This window comes from Streptomyces sp. NPDC043896 (assembly GCF_056435605.1).
Genome location: NZ_JBWKEE010000009.1, coordinates 234,014 through 247,924 on the forward strand (window position 1 = coordinate 234,014; position 13,911 = coordinate 247,924).

13 protein-coding genes are annotated in these 13,911 nt (G+C 73.1%); 11 read left to right on the forward strand and 2 right to left on the reverse strand.

Features of this window, described 5'->3' with window-relative positions; genetic code table 11:
• Positions 1–21: 21 nt before the first annotated feature.
• The 5 genes from AC069X_RS16160 to AC069X_RS16180 all read left to right on the forward strand — a co-directional run bounded on the left by AC069X_RS16160 (position 22) and on the right by AC069X_RS16180 (position 5,201).
• Positions 22–1,083: an ABC transporter ATP-binding protein gene (locus AC069X_RS16160; protein WP_478729267.1), complete on the forward strand. Its 1,062-nt coding sequence runs from the start codon at positions 22–24 to the stop codon at positions 1,081–1,083.
• 5 nt (positions 1,084–1,088) lie between these two features.
• Positions 1,089–2,135, forward strand: coding sequence for an ABC transporter ATP-binding protein (locus AC069X_RS16165; protein ID WP_478729133.1), 1,047 nt, complete (start codon positions 1,089–1,091; stop codon positions 2,133–2,135).
• 225 nt (positions 2,136–2,360) lie between these two features.
• The gene (locus tag AC069X_RS16170) at positions 2,361–3,017 is read left to right on the forward strand and encodes a trimeric intracellular cation channel family protein (RefSeq protein WP_469110986.1); all 657 of its coding nucleotides are present in this window, start codon (positions 2,361–2,363) and stop codon (positions 3,015–3,017) included.
• Positions 3,018–3,076: 59 nt separating this feature from the next.
• On the forward strand, positions 3,077–3,928 hold the full coding sequence (locus AC069X_RS16175; protein ID WP_478729135.1) for a thioesterase family protein: 852 nt from the start codon (positions 3,077–3,079) through the stop codon (positions 3,926–3,928).
• A gap of 109 nt (positions 3,929–4,037) precedes the next feature.
• Positions 4,038–5,201 carry a cysteine desulfurase family protein gene (locus tag AC069X_RS16180; RefSeq protein ID WP_478729137.1) on the forward strand — a complete coding sequence of 388 codons (1,164 nt, stop codon included), beginning with the start codon at positions 4,038–4,040 and terminating at the stop codon, positions 5,199–5,201.
• Here the strand turns inward: AC069X_RS16180 and AC069X_RS16185 are convergent.
• Positions 5,194–5,859, reverse strand: coding sequence for an N-acetylmuramoyl-L-alanine amidase (locus AC069X_RS16185; RefSeq protein WP_478729139.1), 666 nt, complete (start codon positions 5,857–5,859; stop codon positions 5,194–5,196). The genes AC069X_RS16180 and AC069X_RS16185 overlap by 8 nt on opposite strands.
• Positions 5,860–5,927: 68 nt before the next feature.
• On the opposite strand from AC069X_RS16185, the gene mnmA reads away from it, so the two are divergent.
• Positions 5,928–7,061 carry a tRNA 2-thiouridine(34) synthase MnmA gene (mnmA, locus tag AC069X_RS16190; protein WP_478729141.1) on the forward strand — a complete coding sequence of 378 codons (1,134 nt, stop codon included), beginning with the start codon at positions 5,928–5,930 and terminating at the stop codon, positions 7,059–7,061.
• A 43-nt stretch (positions 7,062–7,104) separates the two neighbouring features.
• On the opposite strand, the gene AC069X_RS16195 is transcribed toward mnmA, so the two are convergent.
• Positions 7,105–8,028 (reverse strand): NADP-dependent oxidoreductase, encoded by a 924-nt coding sequence (locus AC069X_RS16195; protein WP_478729143.1) that lies wholly within the window; start codon positions 8,026–8,028, stop codon positions 7,105–7,107.
• A gap of 125 nt (positions 8,029–8,153) precedes the next feature.
• On the opposite strand from AC069X_RS16195, the gene AC069X_RS16200 reads away from it, so the two are divergent.
• From AC069X_RS16200 to ligA, 5 genes are all read left to right on the forward strand, one after another.
• The gene (locus AC069X_RS16200; RefSeq protein WP_478729145.1) at positions 8,154–9,185 is read left to right on the forward strand and encodes a GlxA family transcriptional regulator; all 1,032 of its coding nucleotides are present in this window, start codon (positions 8,154–8,156) and stop codon (positions 9,183–9,185) included.
• A gap of 88 nt (positions 9,186–9,273) precedes the next feature.
• Positions 9,274–9,618 carry a DUF1330 domain-containing protein gene (locus AC069X_RS16205; RefSeq protein WP_478729147.1) on the forward strand — a complete coding sequence of 115 codons (345 nt, stop codon included), beginning with the start codon at positions 9,274–9,276 and terminating at the stop codon, positions 9,616–9,618.
• Positions 9,619–9,684: 66 nt separating this feature from the next.
• Positions 9,685–10,374 carry an SDR family oxidoreductase gene (locus AC069X_RS16210; protein WP_478729149.1) on the forward strand — a complete coding sequence of 230 codons (690 nt, stop codon included), beginning with the start codon at positions 9,685–9,687 and terminating at the stop codon, positions 10,372–10,374.
• The gene (locus tag AC069X_RS16215; protein ID WP_478729151.1) at positions 10,371–11,354 is read left to right on the forward strand and encodes a methionine synthase; all 984 of its coding nucleotides are present in this window, start codon (positions 10,371–10,373) and stop codon (positions 11,352–11,354) included. The genes AC069X_RS16210 and AC069X_RS16215 overlap by 4 nt, the downstream gene beginning before the upstream one ends.
• Positions 11,355–11,385: 31 nt before the next feature.
• The gene (gene ligA, locus AC069X_RS16220) at positions 11,386–13,626 is read left to right on the forward strand and encodes an NAD-dependent DNA ligase LigA (RefSeq protein WP_478729153.1); all 2,241 of its coding nucleotides are present in this window, start codon (positions 11,386–11,388) and stop codon (positions 13,624–13,626) included.
• Positions 13,627–13,911: the final 285 nt, after the last annotated feature.

Genomic DNA, 13,911 nt, shown 5'->3' on the forward strand with positions numbered 1-13,911 from the left:
GACTCCGGCCGTCCGGCCTTCGTGCCCGAACAGGGCGGCGCGCCCGACACGGCCCCCTTCCTCTCCGTGCGCGACCTGAAGGTGCACTTCCCGACCGACGACGGCCTGGTGAAGTCCGTCGACGGCCTCTCCTTCGACCTGGAGCGCGGCAAGACCCTCGGCATCGTCGGCGAGTCCGGCTCCGGGAAGTCCGTGACCTCGCTGGCCATCATGGGCCTGCACCGCACCGGCAACGCGCGCAGCCGCCCGCAGATCTCCGGCGAGGTCATCCTCGACGGCGAGGAGCTGGTCAGCGCCGACGCCGACCACGTCCGCCGGCTGCGCGGCCGCAAGATGGCCATGGTCTTCCAGGACCCGCTGTCCGCGATGCACCCGTACTACTCGGTCGGCCACCAGATCATCGAGGCGTACCGCAACCACAACGACGTCGACAAGAAGACCGCGCGCCGGCGCGCGGTCGAGATGCTCGACCGGGTCGGCATCCCCGAGCCGGCCAAGCGCGTGGACGCCTACCCGCACGAGTTCTCCGGCGGCATGCGCCAGCGCGCCATGATCGCCATGGGCCTGGTCAACAACCCCGAACTGCTCATCGCGGACGAGCCGACCACCGCCCTGGACGTCACCGTCCAGGCGCAGATCCTCGACCTGATCCGGGACCTGCAGAAGGAGTTCGGCTCCGCGGTCATCATGATCACGCACGACCTCGGCGTGGTCGCCGAGATGGCCGACGACATCCTCGTGATGTACGGCGGCCGGTGCGTCGAGCGGGGCACCGCCGAGAAGGTCTTCTACGAGCCCCGGCACCCGTACACCTGGGGACTGCTCGGCTCCATGCCGCGCATCGACCGCGACCAGACCGAGCGGCTGATCCCGGTCAAGGGCTCGCCGCCCAGCCTCATCAACATCCCGAGCGGCTGCGCGTTCAACCCCCGCTGCCCCTACGCCGACGTGCCCAAGGGGGGCATCACCCGCACCCAGCGGCCCGAGCTGACCCAGGACGACAGCCGGCACTGGTCCGCCTGCCACATGTCGCAGGAGGAGCGGACCCGGATCTGGACCGAAGAGATTGCGCCGAAGCTGTGACGGACATGAAGAAGGACACCGCCGCCCAGGACTCGGCCGGCGCGACCGCCGTCGCCGAGGCGGAAACGCTGCTGAAGGTCACCGGCCTGGTCAAGCACTTCCCCATCAACAAGGGGCTGCTGCGCCGCCAGACCGCCGCCGTCAAGGCCGTCGACGGGATCGACTTCGACGTCCGGCGGGGTGAGACCCTCGGCGTCGTCGGCGAGTCCGGCTGCGGCAAGTCGACGATGGGCCGCCTCATCACCCGGCTGCTGGAGCCGACCGGCGGCCGCATCGAGTTCGAGGGGCGGGACATCACGCACCTCGGCGTCGCGGCGATGCGGCCGCTGCGCCGCGACGTGCAGATGATCTTCCAGGACCCGTACGGCTCGCTGAACCCGCGCCACACGGTCGGCGCGATCGTCTCGGCTCCCTTCAAGCTCCAGGGGGTCACCCCGGAGGGCGGCATCAAGGCGGAGGTCCAGCGCCTCCTCTCCCTGGTCGGCCTGAACCCGGAGCACTACAACCGCTACCCGCACGAGTTCTCCGGCGGCCAGCGGCAGCGCATCGGCATCGCCCGGGCCCTGGCCCTGAAGCCGAAGCTGGTCGTCGCGGACGAGCCGGTCTCCGCGCTGGACGTGTCGATCCAGGCCCAGGTGGTGAACCTGCTGGACGACCTCCAGGAGGAGCTCGGGCTGACGTACGTGATCATCGCGCACGACCTGTCGGTCATCCGGCACGTCTCGGACCGCATCGCGGTGATGTACCTCGGCAAGATCGTGGAGCTGGCGGACCGCAAGTCGCTGTACGAGTCCCCGATGCACCCGTACACGAACGCCCTGCTCTCCGCCGTCCCCGTGCCGGACCCGAGGCGGCGGGGCGCGAAGAGCGGCCGCATCCTGCTGAAGGGCGACGTGCCGTCGCCGATCTCCCCGCCGGCCGGCTGCCGCTTCCACACGCGGTGCTGGAAGGCGACGGAGCTCTGCGCGAAGCAGGACCCGCCGCTCCTGACCATCAAGCCGGGCCACCAGACGGCCTGCCACCACCCGGAGAACGCGCCCGCGTCTTCTTGACGCGCCGCTCGCGCGGTGCGGCGCCGGCGGGGCTGGAAGATCCAGCCCCGCCGGCGCTTGAGGCGACGGGCGCGCAGCGCCCGTACCGGGGTCAGGGGCAGCGCCCCTGGGAACGGTGGAAGGGCGGGTGGGGGACGCCCCGCGCAGCGGCACCCCGAGCCCGCATGCCGCGCGGCAGCGCAACGGCGGGACGCCGCCGCCCCGCTGTCGGGCGACAATGACCAGGTGCTCCACGATCTCTTCCCGCCCGGCATCCAGCACGCCCTGGACCTCGCGGGCATCTTCGTCTTCGCCACCGCCGGCGCCCTCCTCGCGGTCCGCAAGAACTTCGACGTCTTCGGCATCTGCGTCCTCGCACTCGTCACCGCCCTCGGCGGCGGCCTCCTGCGGGACCTCTGCATCGGTGCCGTCCCGCCCGCGGCCTTCAGCGAACTCAGCTTCTTCGTCACCCCCCTGATCGCCGCCGCGATCGTCTTCTTCCTCCACCCCGAGGTCCAGCGCATCAACCGCGCCATCAACGTCTTCGACGCCGCGGGCCTCGGCCTGTTCTGCGTGACCGGCACCACCAAGGCCTACGAGTACGGCCTCGGCCTGACCGCCTCCGCCGCGCTGGGCCTGGCCACGGCCGTCGGCGGCGGTGTGCTGCGCGACGTGCTCGCCAACGAAGTGCCCTCGCTGCTGCGCGACCGCGAGATGTACGCCGTGCCGGCCGTCGTCGGCGCCGCGATGGTGGCCGTCTTCATCGGCTTCGAGGTCCTCAACCCCGTGACCACCGGCATCGCCATCGTCACCACCTTCGTGCTGCGCCTGCTCGCGATGCGCTACCACTGGCGGGCCCCGCTGGCCTGGAACCGCCGCTCCTCGGTGGCCGAAGAGGTGTAGGCGCACACCTCGGAAAGAAAAGCTACCGCTTAGTAGCTTGCCGGTGTACCGTCATCGGCATGTCTTACGCAGCGGCCCAGGCCTCCATCGGCGACAGCGAATTCGACCGCGACACCACCATCACCGCCCGCGCGGGCGAGCCCGGTGTGTACGACGCGGAGCTGTCCGCCGGCTGGACGATCATCACCGCCGTCAACGGCGGCTATCTGCTGGCCCTGGTCGGCCGGGCCCTCGCGGCGGCCCTGCCGCACCCGGACCCCTTCACCGTCTCCGCCCACTACCTGACCTCCTCCGTGCCCGGCCCCGCCGTCATCCGCACCGAGGTCGTCCGCGTCGGCCGCACCCTCTCCACGGGCCAGGCCTCGCTGTTCCAGTACGACGAGAACGGTGCCGAGGTCGAGCGCATCCGCGTCCTCGCCTCGTACGGGGACCTCGCCGCGCTCCCCGACACCGTCCACACGGTGGCGCGGCCTCCGGTCATGCCGGCGTACGAGGACTGCCTCGGCGCCGAGGCCGGCCCCGCCCCCATCCCGGGGAGCAACGCCATCGTCGACCGGCTCCGGCTGCGGCTGGACCCGGCGACGGCGGGCTGGGCGGTCGGCGCGCCCTCGGGGAAGGGCGAGATGCGGGCCTGGTTCGAGCTGGCCGACGGCCGCGACGCCGATCCGCTGTCGCTGCTGCTCGCGGTGGACGCGCTGCCGCCGACCGCCTTCGACCTCGGCCTGCTCGGCTGGGCCCCGACCGTCGAGCTCACCACCCACATCCGCCACCGCCCGGCCCCGGGCCCGCTGCGCGTGGGCATCGTCACCCGCAACCTCGCCGGCGGCTTCCTGGAGGAGGACGCCGAGGTCTGGGACTCCGCGGACCGCCTGGTCGCCCAGTCCCGCCAACTGGCCCGCGCCCCCCGCTAGCGGGTGTCCGGCGGGGCCGGTTCCGGCCCCGCCGGTCCGGGCCCGTGGTCGGACCAACCCCACCCGGACGGGACCCGCCGTGGCAACGGGCTCGTAGAATCAAAAAATCATGGCCTACCTCGACCACGCCGCGACCACGCCGATGCTCCCGGAAGCCGCTGCGGCGATGACCGCGCAGTTCGCCGCCACCGGCAACGCGTCCTCCCTGCACGCCGCCGGCCGCCGGGCCCGCCGTACCGTCGAGGAGGCCCGCGAGTCCCTCGCCGAGGCACTCGGCGCCCGCCCGAGCGAGGTGGTCTTCACCGCGGGCGGCACCGAGGCCGACAACCTCGCGGTGAAGGGCCTCTACTGGGCCCGCCGCGACGCCGACCCGGCCCGCAGGCGCGTCCTCGCCAGCCCCGTCGAGCACCACGCCGTCCTCGACGCCGTGCACTGGCTCGCCGAGCACGAAGGGGCCGAGGTCGAGTACCTCCCCGTCGACCGCTACGGCCGCGTGCACCCCGAGGACTTCCGGGCGGCGGTCGAGCGCAACCCCGACGACATCGCCCTGGCCACCGTGATGTGGGCCAACAACGAGATCGGCACCGTCATGCCGGTACGCGAACTGGCCGCCATCGCCCGCGAGTCCGGCCTCCCCCTGCACTCCGACGCCGTCCAGGCCTTCGGGCAGCTCGACGTCCGCTTCGGCGACAGCGGCCTCGCCGCCATGACCGTCAGCGCGCACAAGGTCGGCGGCCCCTACGGCATCGGCGCGCTGCTGCTCGGCCGCGACCAGAGCCCCGTACCCGTCCTGCACGGCGGCGGCCAGGAGCGGCACGTCCGCTCCGGCACCCTCGACGTACCGGCCATCGCCGCCTTCGCCGTGGCGGCCGTCCTCGCCGCCGAGCGGCGCGAGCGGTTCGCCGCCGAGGTCGGCGCCCTGCGCGACGAGCTGGTCCGGGCCGTGCTGGCCGCCGTCCCCGACGCCGTCCTCGGCGGCGACCCGCAGGACCGGCTCCCGGCCAACGCCCACTTCAGCTTCCCCGGCTGCGAGGGCGACTCCCTGCTGCTGCTCCTGGACGCCCAGGGCATCGAGTGCTCCACCGGATCCGCCTGCACGGCGGGCGTCGCCCAGCCCAGCCACGTCCTGCTGGCGGCGGGCACCGACCCGCAGCTGGCCCGCGGCACCCTGCGGTTCTCGCTGGGCCACACCTCCACCAAGGAGGACGTCGCCGCGGTCGCCGCCGCCATCGGCCCCGCCGTGGAGCGCGCCCGCACCGCGGGTCTCAGCTAGCGGCGGTCTTCGCCCCGAGCTCCTGGCGGACCATGCGGACGTAGCGGTCCCAGTCCCAGTGCGGGCCCGGGTCCGTGTGGTCGGCGCCCGGGACCTCGTTGTGCCCGAGGATGTGCTCCCGGTCCGCCGGTATGCCGTACCTCCGGCAGACGTCGGCGGCCAGCCTGGCCGAGGACGCGTACATGGCGTCGGTGAAGTCCCGGGGGCGGTCGACGAAGCCCACGTGCTCGATGCCGACGCTGCGCTCGTTCATGTTCCGGTTCGCCGCGTGGAAGGCCACGTCCAGCTCGCGCACCATCTGCTCCACATGCCCGTCCTGGCGCACTATGTAATGCGCCGACGCCTTGTGAAAGGGGTTCTTGAAGGCGTCGACCGAGGACTCGAAGCCGCCCTGCGTGACATGGACGACGATCCGGTCCACCCGGTAGTCGTCGGGCCGGTCCGCGAGCCGCCAGTTCGCCGGCGACGCCGCCGTCCAGCGCGCAGCCGCGTAGTCGAGCTCGCCCTCCTTGCGCGGCTTGGACACCCCCGGCAGCAGCCACCAGGCCCGCCCGATCTCGTCCCGGGCCGCGAACCCCGCCGCCGCGAGGACTCCCAGCCCGCCCAGGAGCACCGCCCGCCGGGTCCGGCGCGGCCGCTTCTCCACCTGCTCGGTCATGTGATCCACCCCCCACAGCCGATAACGCGCTGTGACGCCGCTCGGTTCCCCGTACCCTGGACGGTGCTATGACTGAGAACCTGCCGCGCACCGCCCGCCCCCTCCGCGTCCTGGCCGCCATGTCCGGCGGTGTGGACTCCGCCGTCGCCGCCGCCCGCGCCGTCGAAGCCGGGCACGACGTCACCGGGGTCCATCTGGCGCTCTCCGCGAACCCCCAGTCCTTCCGGACCGGCGCCCGCGGCTGCTGCACCATCGAGGACTCCCGCGACGCCCGCCGCGCGGCCGACGTCATCGGCATCCCCTTCTACTGCTGGGACCTCGCCGAGCGCTTCCGCGAGGACGTCGTCGAGGACTTCATCGCCGAGTACGAGGCCGGACGCACCCCGAACCCCTGCCTGCGCTGCAACGAGAAGATCAAGTTCGCGGCGCTGCTCGACAAGGCCCTCGCCCTCGGCTTCGACGCCGTCTGCACCGGCCACTACGCCACCATCGTCGAGAACGCCGACGGCTCCCGCGAGCTGCACCGCGCCTCCGACATGGCCAAGGACCAGTCGTACGTCCTCGGCGTCCTCGACGAGAAGCAGCTCGCCCACGCCCTCTTCCCGCTCGGCGACACGATCACCACCAAGGACGAGATCCGCGCCGAGGCCGAGCGCCGCGGCCTGGCCGTCGCGAAGAAGCCCGACAGCCACGACATCTGCTTCATCGCCGACGGCGACACCCAGGGCTTCCTGGCCAAGCGCCTCGGCAAGGCCGAGGGCGACATCGTCGACGAGACCGGCGAGAAGATCGGCAGCCACGAGGGCGCCTACGGCTTCACCATCGGCCAGCGCAAGGGCCTGCGCATCGGCCACCCGGCCCCCGACGGCAAGCCCCGCTACGTCCTCGACATCTCCCCGGTGAACAACACGGTCACCGTCGGCCCCGTCGAGGCCCTCGACGTCACCGCCCTCACCGCGATCCGCCCCCGCTGGTGCGGCTCCACGCCCGCCGCCCCGGGCACCTACACCGCGCAGCTGCGCGCCCACGGCGGCGAGACCGAGGTCTTCGCCGAGGTCGTGGACGGCGAGCTGCGCGTCACCTTCACCGAGCCGGTCCGCGGCGTGGCGCCGGGCCAGGCGATCGTCCTCTACGACGACACCCGCGTGGTCGGCTCCGCCACCATCGCCACCACCACCCGGGCCGCCACCGCCGCCGTCTGAGCCGGCCGGCGGGGTCCCGGGCCCGGTGTGGTCCGGGGCCCGCTCAGGCCACCGTCAGGACGATCTTGCCGGTGGTCCGGCCGCGCTCGCCGATCTCGTGGGCCTTCGCGGCCTCCTCCAGCGGCAGGACCGTGTCCACCAGCGGCTTCAGCGCGCCGCTGTCGGCCAGCGCCGCGATCTCGCGCAGCCCCGTCCGGTCCGGCTCGACCAGCACCCAGTCGGCCCGGAAGCCGCGGGTGTCGGCCGGGACGTCGTCCGGGCCCGGCAGGGTGACCAGCCGGCCGCCCTCGCGGAGCACCGAGAGGGAGCGTTCGGCGATCTCGCCGCCGAGGCCGTCCAGGACCACGTCCACGTCCGCGACGACGTCCTCGAACGCCACGGAGCGGTAGTCGACGACCTCGTCCGCGCCCAGCGAGCGCAGCAGCTCGTGCTTGCCCGCGCTGGCCGTGCCGATCACGTAGGCCCCGCGCGCCTTGGCGATCTGCACCGCCAGGTGCCCGACGCCGCCGGCGGCCGCGTGGACGAGGACCCGCTCGCCGGGACGCACGTCCGCGGTGTCCACCAGCGCCTGCCAGGCGGTCAGCGCGGCCAGCGGCAGGGCCGCGGCCTCGACGTGGCTCAGCGAGGCGGGCTTGGCCGCCAGCTGCCGGGCCGGGGCGACCACGTACTCGGCGTAGCCGCCGGCCTGCCGGGGGAAGAGCGGCATGCCGTACACCTCGTCACCCGGCCGGAACACGGTCGTGCCGGGGCCGACCGCCTCGACGGTGCCGGACACGTCCCAGCCCACGACCGGGGTCTCGCCCCAGGCGATCAGGGCACCGCTGGCCCGCGTCTTCCAGTCGACCGGGTTGACGCCGGCCGCGTGGACGCGGACCAGGACCTCGCCCAGCCCGGGCTCGGGCCGGTCGATCTCCCGCTCGACGAGGGTCTCGGGGCCGCCCCAACCGTTCACGACGATCGCACGCATCTTCACTGCCTCTTTCCGACTGATTCCGTACCTTTCCGGGCCTTGCCCGGCGACATCACTCAGATTCGGGCACGGCGGGCCCGCGCGGTATTGGCCGTACGGCCACTATGTGACAGGATCTGGCCATGAGCGAGGAACGTACGGCACCCGGCACGCGCACCGTCCCGGACGGCAGCGGCCCGCACGGCAGGCACCTGATCGCGGTGCTCGCCCTGCCCGGCTTCCCGCCCTTCGAGCTGGGCATCCCCTCGCGCGTCTTCGGCCAGGCCGTGGACGAGGCCGGCGAACCCCTGTACGAGGTCGTCGTCTGCACCGTAGACGGCGGGCCCGTCCCCAGCGACTCCGGCTTCACCCTCCAGCCCGCCGCGGGCCCCGAGGCCCTCGCCGCCGCCGACACGGTGATCGTCCCGCCCACCCACGCCATGCCGGAGCTGGCGCTCGGCGGCCCGCTGCCCCCCGCGGTGGCCGCGGCCATCGCCGGCATCCGGCCCGGCACCCGCCTGGTCTCCATCTGCACCGGCTCCTACGTGCTCGCGGCCGCCGGACTCCTCGACGACCGCCCCGCCACCACCCACTGGAACCTCGCCCCCGAGTTCCGCCGGGCCTACCCCCGGGTCCGGCTCGACGAGGAGGTCCTCTTCGTCGACGACGGAGACGTCCTGACCTCCGCCGGGGTCTCCGCCGGCGTGGACCTGTGCCTCCACCTCATCCGCCGCGACCACGGCGCCGCCGTCACCAACCGGGCCGCCCGCATGTGCGTCGTACCGCCCTGGCGCGACGGCGGGCAGGCCCAGTTCATCGACCGGCCGGTCCCCGAGCCCAGCGTCGCCACCACCACCGCCACCCGCGCCTGGGCCCTGGAACGGCTCGGCGAGCCGATCTCCCTCGCCGAACTCGCCGACCACGCCCGGATGAGCCTGCGCACCTTCACCCGGCGCTTCCGCGACGAAGTCGGCATGACCCCCGTCCAGTGGCTCACCGCCCAGCGCCTGGAGATCGCCCGCCACCTGCTGGAGACCAGCGACCTCCCCGTCGACCTGGTCGCCCACCGCTCCGGCTTCGGAACGGCCAACTCCCTGCGCCAGCACATGCGCGCCGCCATCGGCGTCTCCCCGATCGCCTACCGCCGCACCTTCCAGCCCTCCGCCCGGGCATGACCCCCGGGGTAATCGCCACCGCCGCCTCCCGCTGACAGCATCGGTGCGAGGGCCGGAACCACCCGGCCCACCGACAGGGGAGGCCCACATGACCGCGTACGCCATCGCCCACCTGCACCGGCCCACCCTCAACGAGGACGTCCTGCGCTACCTCGAGGAGATCCAGGCGACCATGGACCCCTTCGGCGGCCGCTTCCTCGTCCACGGCGAGGAGGCCGAGGTCCTGGAAGGCCCCTTCCCCGGCAGGGTCGTCGTCATCGCCTTCCCCGACATCGAGCGGGCCCGCGCCTGGTACGCCTCCCCGGCCTACCAGGCCATCCTCCCGCTGCGCACCGACCACATCCCCGGCACGGCCGTCCTCGTCCAGGGGGTCCCCGCCGGCTACGAGGCCGCGGCGACGGCCGGCGCCCTCCGCGAGGCCGCCGGACTCTGACCCTCCCGGCGGCAGGAGCCGGACCGAGGCGGCGGCGGGGCCGGAACGGATGCGAGCATGGGCCGTATGCCTACTCACCTGATCACCGGTGCCGGATCCGGCATCGGCGCCGCCGTCGCCGCCCGCCTGCACGCCCGCGGCGACGACCTCGTCCTGCTCGCCCGCGACGCCGCCCGCGCCCGGCAGCTCGTCGAGCGCTACCCGGGCGCGCGGACCCTCGTGGGCGACCTCGCGGACCCCGACCGGCTGTCGTGGGCGTTCTCCAAGCAGCCCATGCCCGAGCGGATCGACTCCCTCCTGCACATCGCCGGCGTCGTCGACCTCGGCCCGGTCGGCGAGCTCCGCCCCAAGACCTGGCACCAGCAGCTCAACGTCAACCTGATCGCCCCCGCCGAGGTCACCCGGCTGCTGCTGCCGACCCTGCGCGCCTCCAAGTCCACGGTCGTCTTCGTGAACTCCGGCGCCGGACTCCACGCCCACGCCGAATGGAGCGCCTACGCCGCCTCCAAGCACGGCCTCAAGGCCCTCGCCGACTCCCTGCGCGAGGAGGAGAAGGCCAACGGCGTACGGGTGACCTCCGTCTACCCCGGCCGCACCGCCAGCCCCATGCAGGCCAAGGTCCACTCCCAGGAGGGCAAGGAGTACGACCCCGAGCGCTGGATCGACCCCGAGTCCGTGGCGACCACCATCGTCATGGCCGTCGACCTGCCGCGCGACGCCGAGGTCAACGACCTCTCCGTCAGGCCCGGCCGATGACCGCGAGCGCCACCGGAGTCGGCTCCCTGCCGGGCGGCGACGCCCGCGAGGCCGCCAAGACCGTCACCGGCTCCTTCGAGGAGTTCCCGTACCTGCCCGAACTGCCCGCCCGCGGACCCGGCGCGGACATGATCGGCCGCTCGCTGGGGCTGCTCGTCGACATGTACGCCCACGTCGAGCCCAGCGGCTGGCGGGTCAGCGACCGACCCGGCCGCGACACCCGGCGGGCCCGCTCCTGGCTCGGTGAGGACCTCGACGCCCTGGAGGAGTTCACCCAGGGCTACACCGGCAAGCTCAAGGTCCAGGCCGTCGGCCCGTGGACCCTGGCCACCGCCCTCGAACTGCACGGCGGCGAGGCCGTGCTCCAGGACGCCGGAGCCTGCCGCGACCTGGCCGGATCCCTCGCCGAGGGACTGCGCGACCACCTGGCGGACGTACGCAAGCGCGTCCCCGGCGCCGAGATCGTCCTCCAGTACGACGAACCCTCGCTCACCGCCGTCCTGCGCGGCCGGGTGCGCTCCGCCAGCGGCTACCGCACCTACCGGGCCGTCGACCGGCAGGTCGTCGAGAGCACCCTGCGCGACCTCTTCGCCGTGCACGACGGGGAGGTCGTCGTGCACTCCTGCGCACCCGAGGTCCCCTTCGCGCTGCTGCGCCGGGCCGGCGCCACGGGAGTGTCGTTCGATTTCTCCCTGCTCACCGAGCGCGAGGACGACGCCATCGGCGAGGCCGTCGAGGACGGCGTGCGGCTCTTCGCCGGAGTGGTGCCGGGCACCGACGTCCCGTTGTCGGACCCGGGCGGTAGCGTCATGGGTGTCAGGAAGCTCTGGCGCAGGCTGGGCCTGGCCCCGGGGACTCTCGCCGAGTCCGTCGTGGTCACCCCCTCGTGCGGTCTGGCGGGCGCCTCGCCCGCGTACGCCCGCGCGGTGCAGGCCCATTGCGTCAGGGCGGCGAGGTCGCTCGCCGACAACCCTGAGTGACGGTCGAGGACGGGCCACGGGAGGACACGGCATGGCAGCCGAACAGCAGGACACGGCAGTACCGACGGCGGCGCGCGAACAGCACCAGCTGCTCGCCGAGCAGGTCGAGGAGCACCGCTTCCGGTACTACGTGAACGACCAGCCGGTCGTCAGCGACGCCGAGTTCGACCAGCTGCTGCGCTCCCTGGAGGCCCTGGAGGAGCAGTACCCGGAGCTGCGCACGCCCGACTCGCCCACCCAGAAGGTGGCCGGGGCGTACGAGACGGACTTCGCCTCCGTCGAGCACCGCGAGCGGATGCTCTCCCTCGACAACGCCTTCGACGACGAGGAGCTGTCCGCCTGGGCCGACCGGGTGGCCCGGGACGTGAACACCCCGGACTACCACTACCTGTGCGAGCTCAAGGTGGACGGCCTCGCCGTCAACCTCACCTACGAGAACGGCCGCCTCACCCGCGCCGCCACCCGCGGCGACGGCCGCACCGGCGAGGACATCACGCCCAACGTCCGCACCATCGCCGAGATCCCGGACCGCCTGAAGGGCGACCGGGTCCCGGCCCTCGTCGAGATCCGGGGCGAGGTGTACTTCCCGATGGAGAAATTCGAGGAGCTCAACGCCCGGCTCGTCGAGGCCGAGGGCAAGCCGTTCGCCAACCCGCGCAACGCGGCGGCCGGTTCCCTGCGCCAGAAGGACCCGAAGGTCACCGCGACCCGGCCGCTGCACATGGTGGTGCACGGCATCGGCGCCCGTGAGGGCTTCGAGATCGAGCGCCAGTCCCAGGCGTACGAGCTGCTGCGCGAATGGGGCCTGCCCACCGCCCGGCACAACCGGGTGGTCTCCACCCTGGCCGAGGTCCGCGAGTTCATCGCCCACTTCGGCGAGAACCGGCACTCGGTGGAGCACGAGATCGACGGCGTCGTGGTCAAGCTCGACGAGGTCGCCCTCCAGGGCCGGCTGGGTTCCACCGCCCGCGCCCCGCGCTGGGCCATCGCCTGGAAGTACGCCCCCGAAGAGGTCAACACCAAGCTCGTCGACATCAAGGTCGGCGTCGGGCGCACCGGGCGCGTGACCCCGTACGCCCAGGTGGAGCCGGTGACGGTGGCCGGCTCCGAGGTCGAGTTCGCCACCCTGCACAACCAGGAGGTCGTCAAGGCCAAGGGCGTGCTCATCGGGGACACCGTCGTCCTGCGCAAGGCGGGCGACGTCATCCCCGAGATCCTCGGCCCGGTGGTGGACCTGCGCGACGGCACCGAGCGCGCGTTCGTCATGCCGGCCGATTGCCCCGTCTGCGGGACGGAACTGCGGCCGATGAAGGAGGGGGACATCGACGTCCGGTGCCCCAACGGGCAGACCTGCCCCGCGCAGCTGCGCGAGCGGCTCTTCTACCTGGCCGGCCGGCAGAGCCTGGACATCGAGAACTTCGGGATGGTCGCGGCTGCCGCCCTGACCGGCCCGCTGGAGCCCGCCCGGCCCCCGCTGCTCGACGAGGGCGACCTCTTCGACCTCACCATCGAGCAGCTGCTCCCGATCAAGGCGTACGTCCTCGACCCGGACAGCGGGCTGCCCAAGCGGGACCCGAAGACCGGCGAGGAGAAGATCGTCACGGTCTTCGCCAACCAGAAGGGCGAGCCGAAGAAGAACGCCCTGGCCATGCTGGAGAACATCGCCGCCGCCAAGGACCGCCCGCTGGCCCGGATCATCAACGGCCTGTCGATCCGCCACGTGGGGCCCGTGGCGGCGGAGGCGCTCGCCCGCGAGTTCCGCTCGATCGAGCGCATCGAGCAGGCCACCGAGGAGGAGCTGACGGCCACCGAGGGCGTCGGGGCGATCATCGCCGCCTCCCTCAAGGAGTGGTTCGCCGTCGACTGGCACCAGGAGATCCTGCGCAAGTGGCGGGCCGCCGGCGTGCGGATGGAGGAGGAAGGTTCCGCCGAGGAGGAGGGGCCGCGCCCGCTGGAGGGGCTGACCGTGGTCGTCACCGGCACGCTGCGGAACCACACCCGCGACGGCGCCAAGGAGGCCCTGCAGAGCCGGGGCGCCAAGGTCACCGGCTCCGTGTCGAAGAAGACCTCCTTCGTCGTCGTCGGCGACAACCCCGGGTCGAAGTACGACAAGGCCGTACAGCTGAAGCTCGCGATCCTCGACGACGCCGGCTTCGAGATCCTGCTCGCCCAGGGCCCCGACGCCGCCCGCGCGGCGGCCCTCCCGCTGGAGGGCGGAGCCGGAGCCGGAGCCGGAGAGGGAGACGGAGCGGCGGCAGACGCCGGGCAGTAACCCACACGGGAGTCGTCCAGGGGGAGGGCCAGGCGAACGGATGCGTGGCGTGCGGCCGTACGGGCGGGCGCACGCCGGGCGCGGTTCCCGGTGGTAAACGGCTGGTACAAGGCTGGTCGAGGGGCCGTGAGCTGTCGGATCATCGGACGGGTGACGGGGGGGTCCTGGTCCAAACTCACCCGTTCGGCGGATACCGTACTGATGAGGATGGCTGGGCCGCATTCGGGCAACCACCGCCGACCGCTGCCCCTGGGAGCCTCTCGCGTCCTACTGTTGTGGGGTGCG

Bases quoted from the DNA above. Each gene is read 5' to 3' on its own strand.
- AC069X_RS16165 (WP_478729133.1), top strand. From the start codon at position 1,089: ATGAAGAAGGACACCGCCGCCCAGGACTCGGCCGGCGCGACCGCCGTC.
- AC069X_RS16175 (WP_478729135.1), top strand. From the start codon at position 3,077: ATGTCTTACGCAGCGGCCCAGGCCTCCATCGGCGACAGCGAATTCGAC.
- AC069X_RS16180 (WP_478729137.1), top strand. From the start codon at position 4,038: ATGGCCTACCTCGACCACGCCGCGACCACGCCGATGCTCCCGGAAGCC.
- AC069X_RS16185 (WP_478729139.1), bottom strand. From the start codon at position 5,859: ATGACCGAGCAGGTGGAGAAGCGGCCGCGCCGGACCCGGCGGGCGGTG.
- mnmA (WP_478729141.1), top strand. From the start codon at position 5,928: ATGACTGAGAACCTGCCGCGCACCGCCCGCCCCCTCCGCGTCCTGGCC.
- AC069X_RS16195 (WP_478729143.1), bottom strand. From the start codon at position 8,028: ATGCGTGCGATCGTCGTGAACGGTTGGGGCGGCCCCGAGACCCTCGTC.
- AC069X_RS16200 (WP_478729145.1), top strand. From the start codon at position 8,154: ATGAGCGAGGAACGTACGGCACCCGGCACGCGCACCGTCCCGGACGGC.
- AC069X_RS16205 (WP_478729147.1), top strand. From the start codon at position 9,274: ATGACCGCGTACGCCATCGCCCACCTGCACCGGCCCACCCTCAACGAG.
- AC069X_RS16210 (WP_478729149.1), top strand. From the start codon at position 9,685: ATGCCTACTCACCTGATCACCGGTGCCGGATCCGGCATCGGCGCCGCC.
- AC069X_RS16215 (WP_478729151.1), top strand. From the start codon at position 10,371: ATGACCGCGAGCGCCACCGGAGTCGGCTCCCTGCCGGGCGGCGACGCC.
- ligA (WP_478729153.1), top strand. From the start codon at position 11,386: ATGGCAGCCGAACAGCAGGACACGGCAGTACCGACGGCGGCGCGCGAA.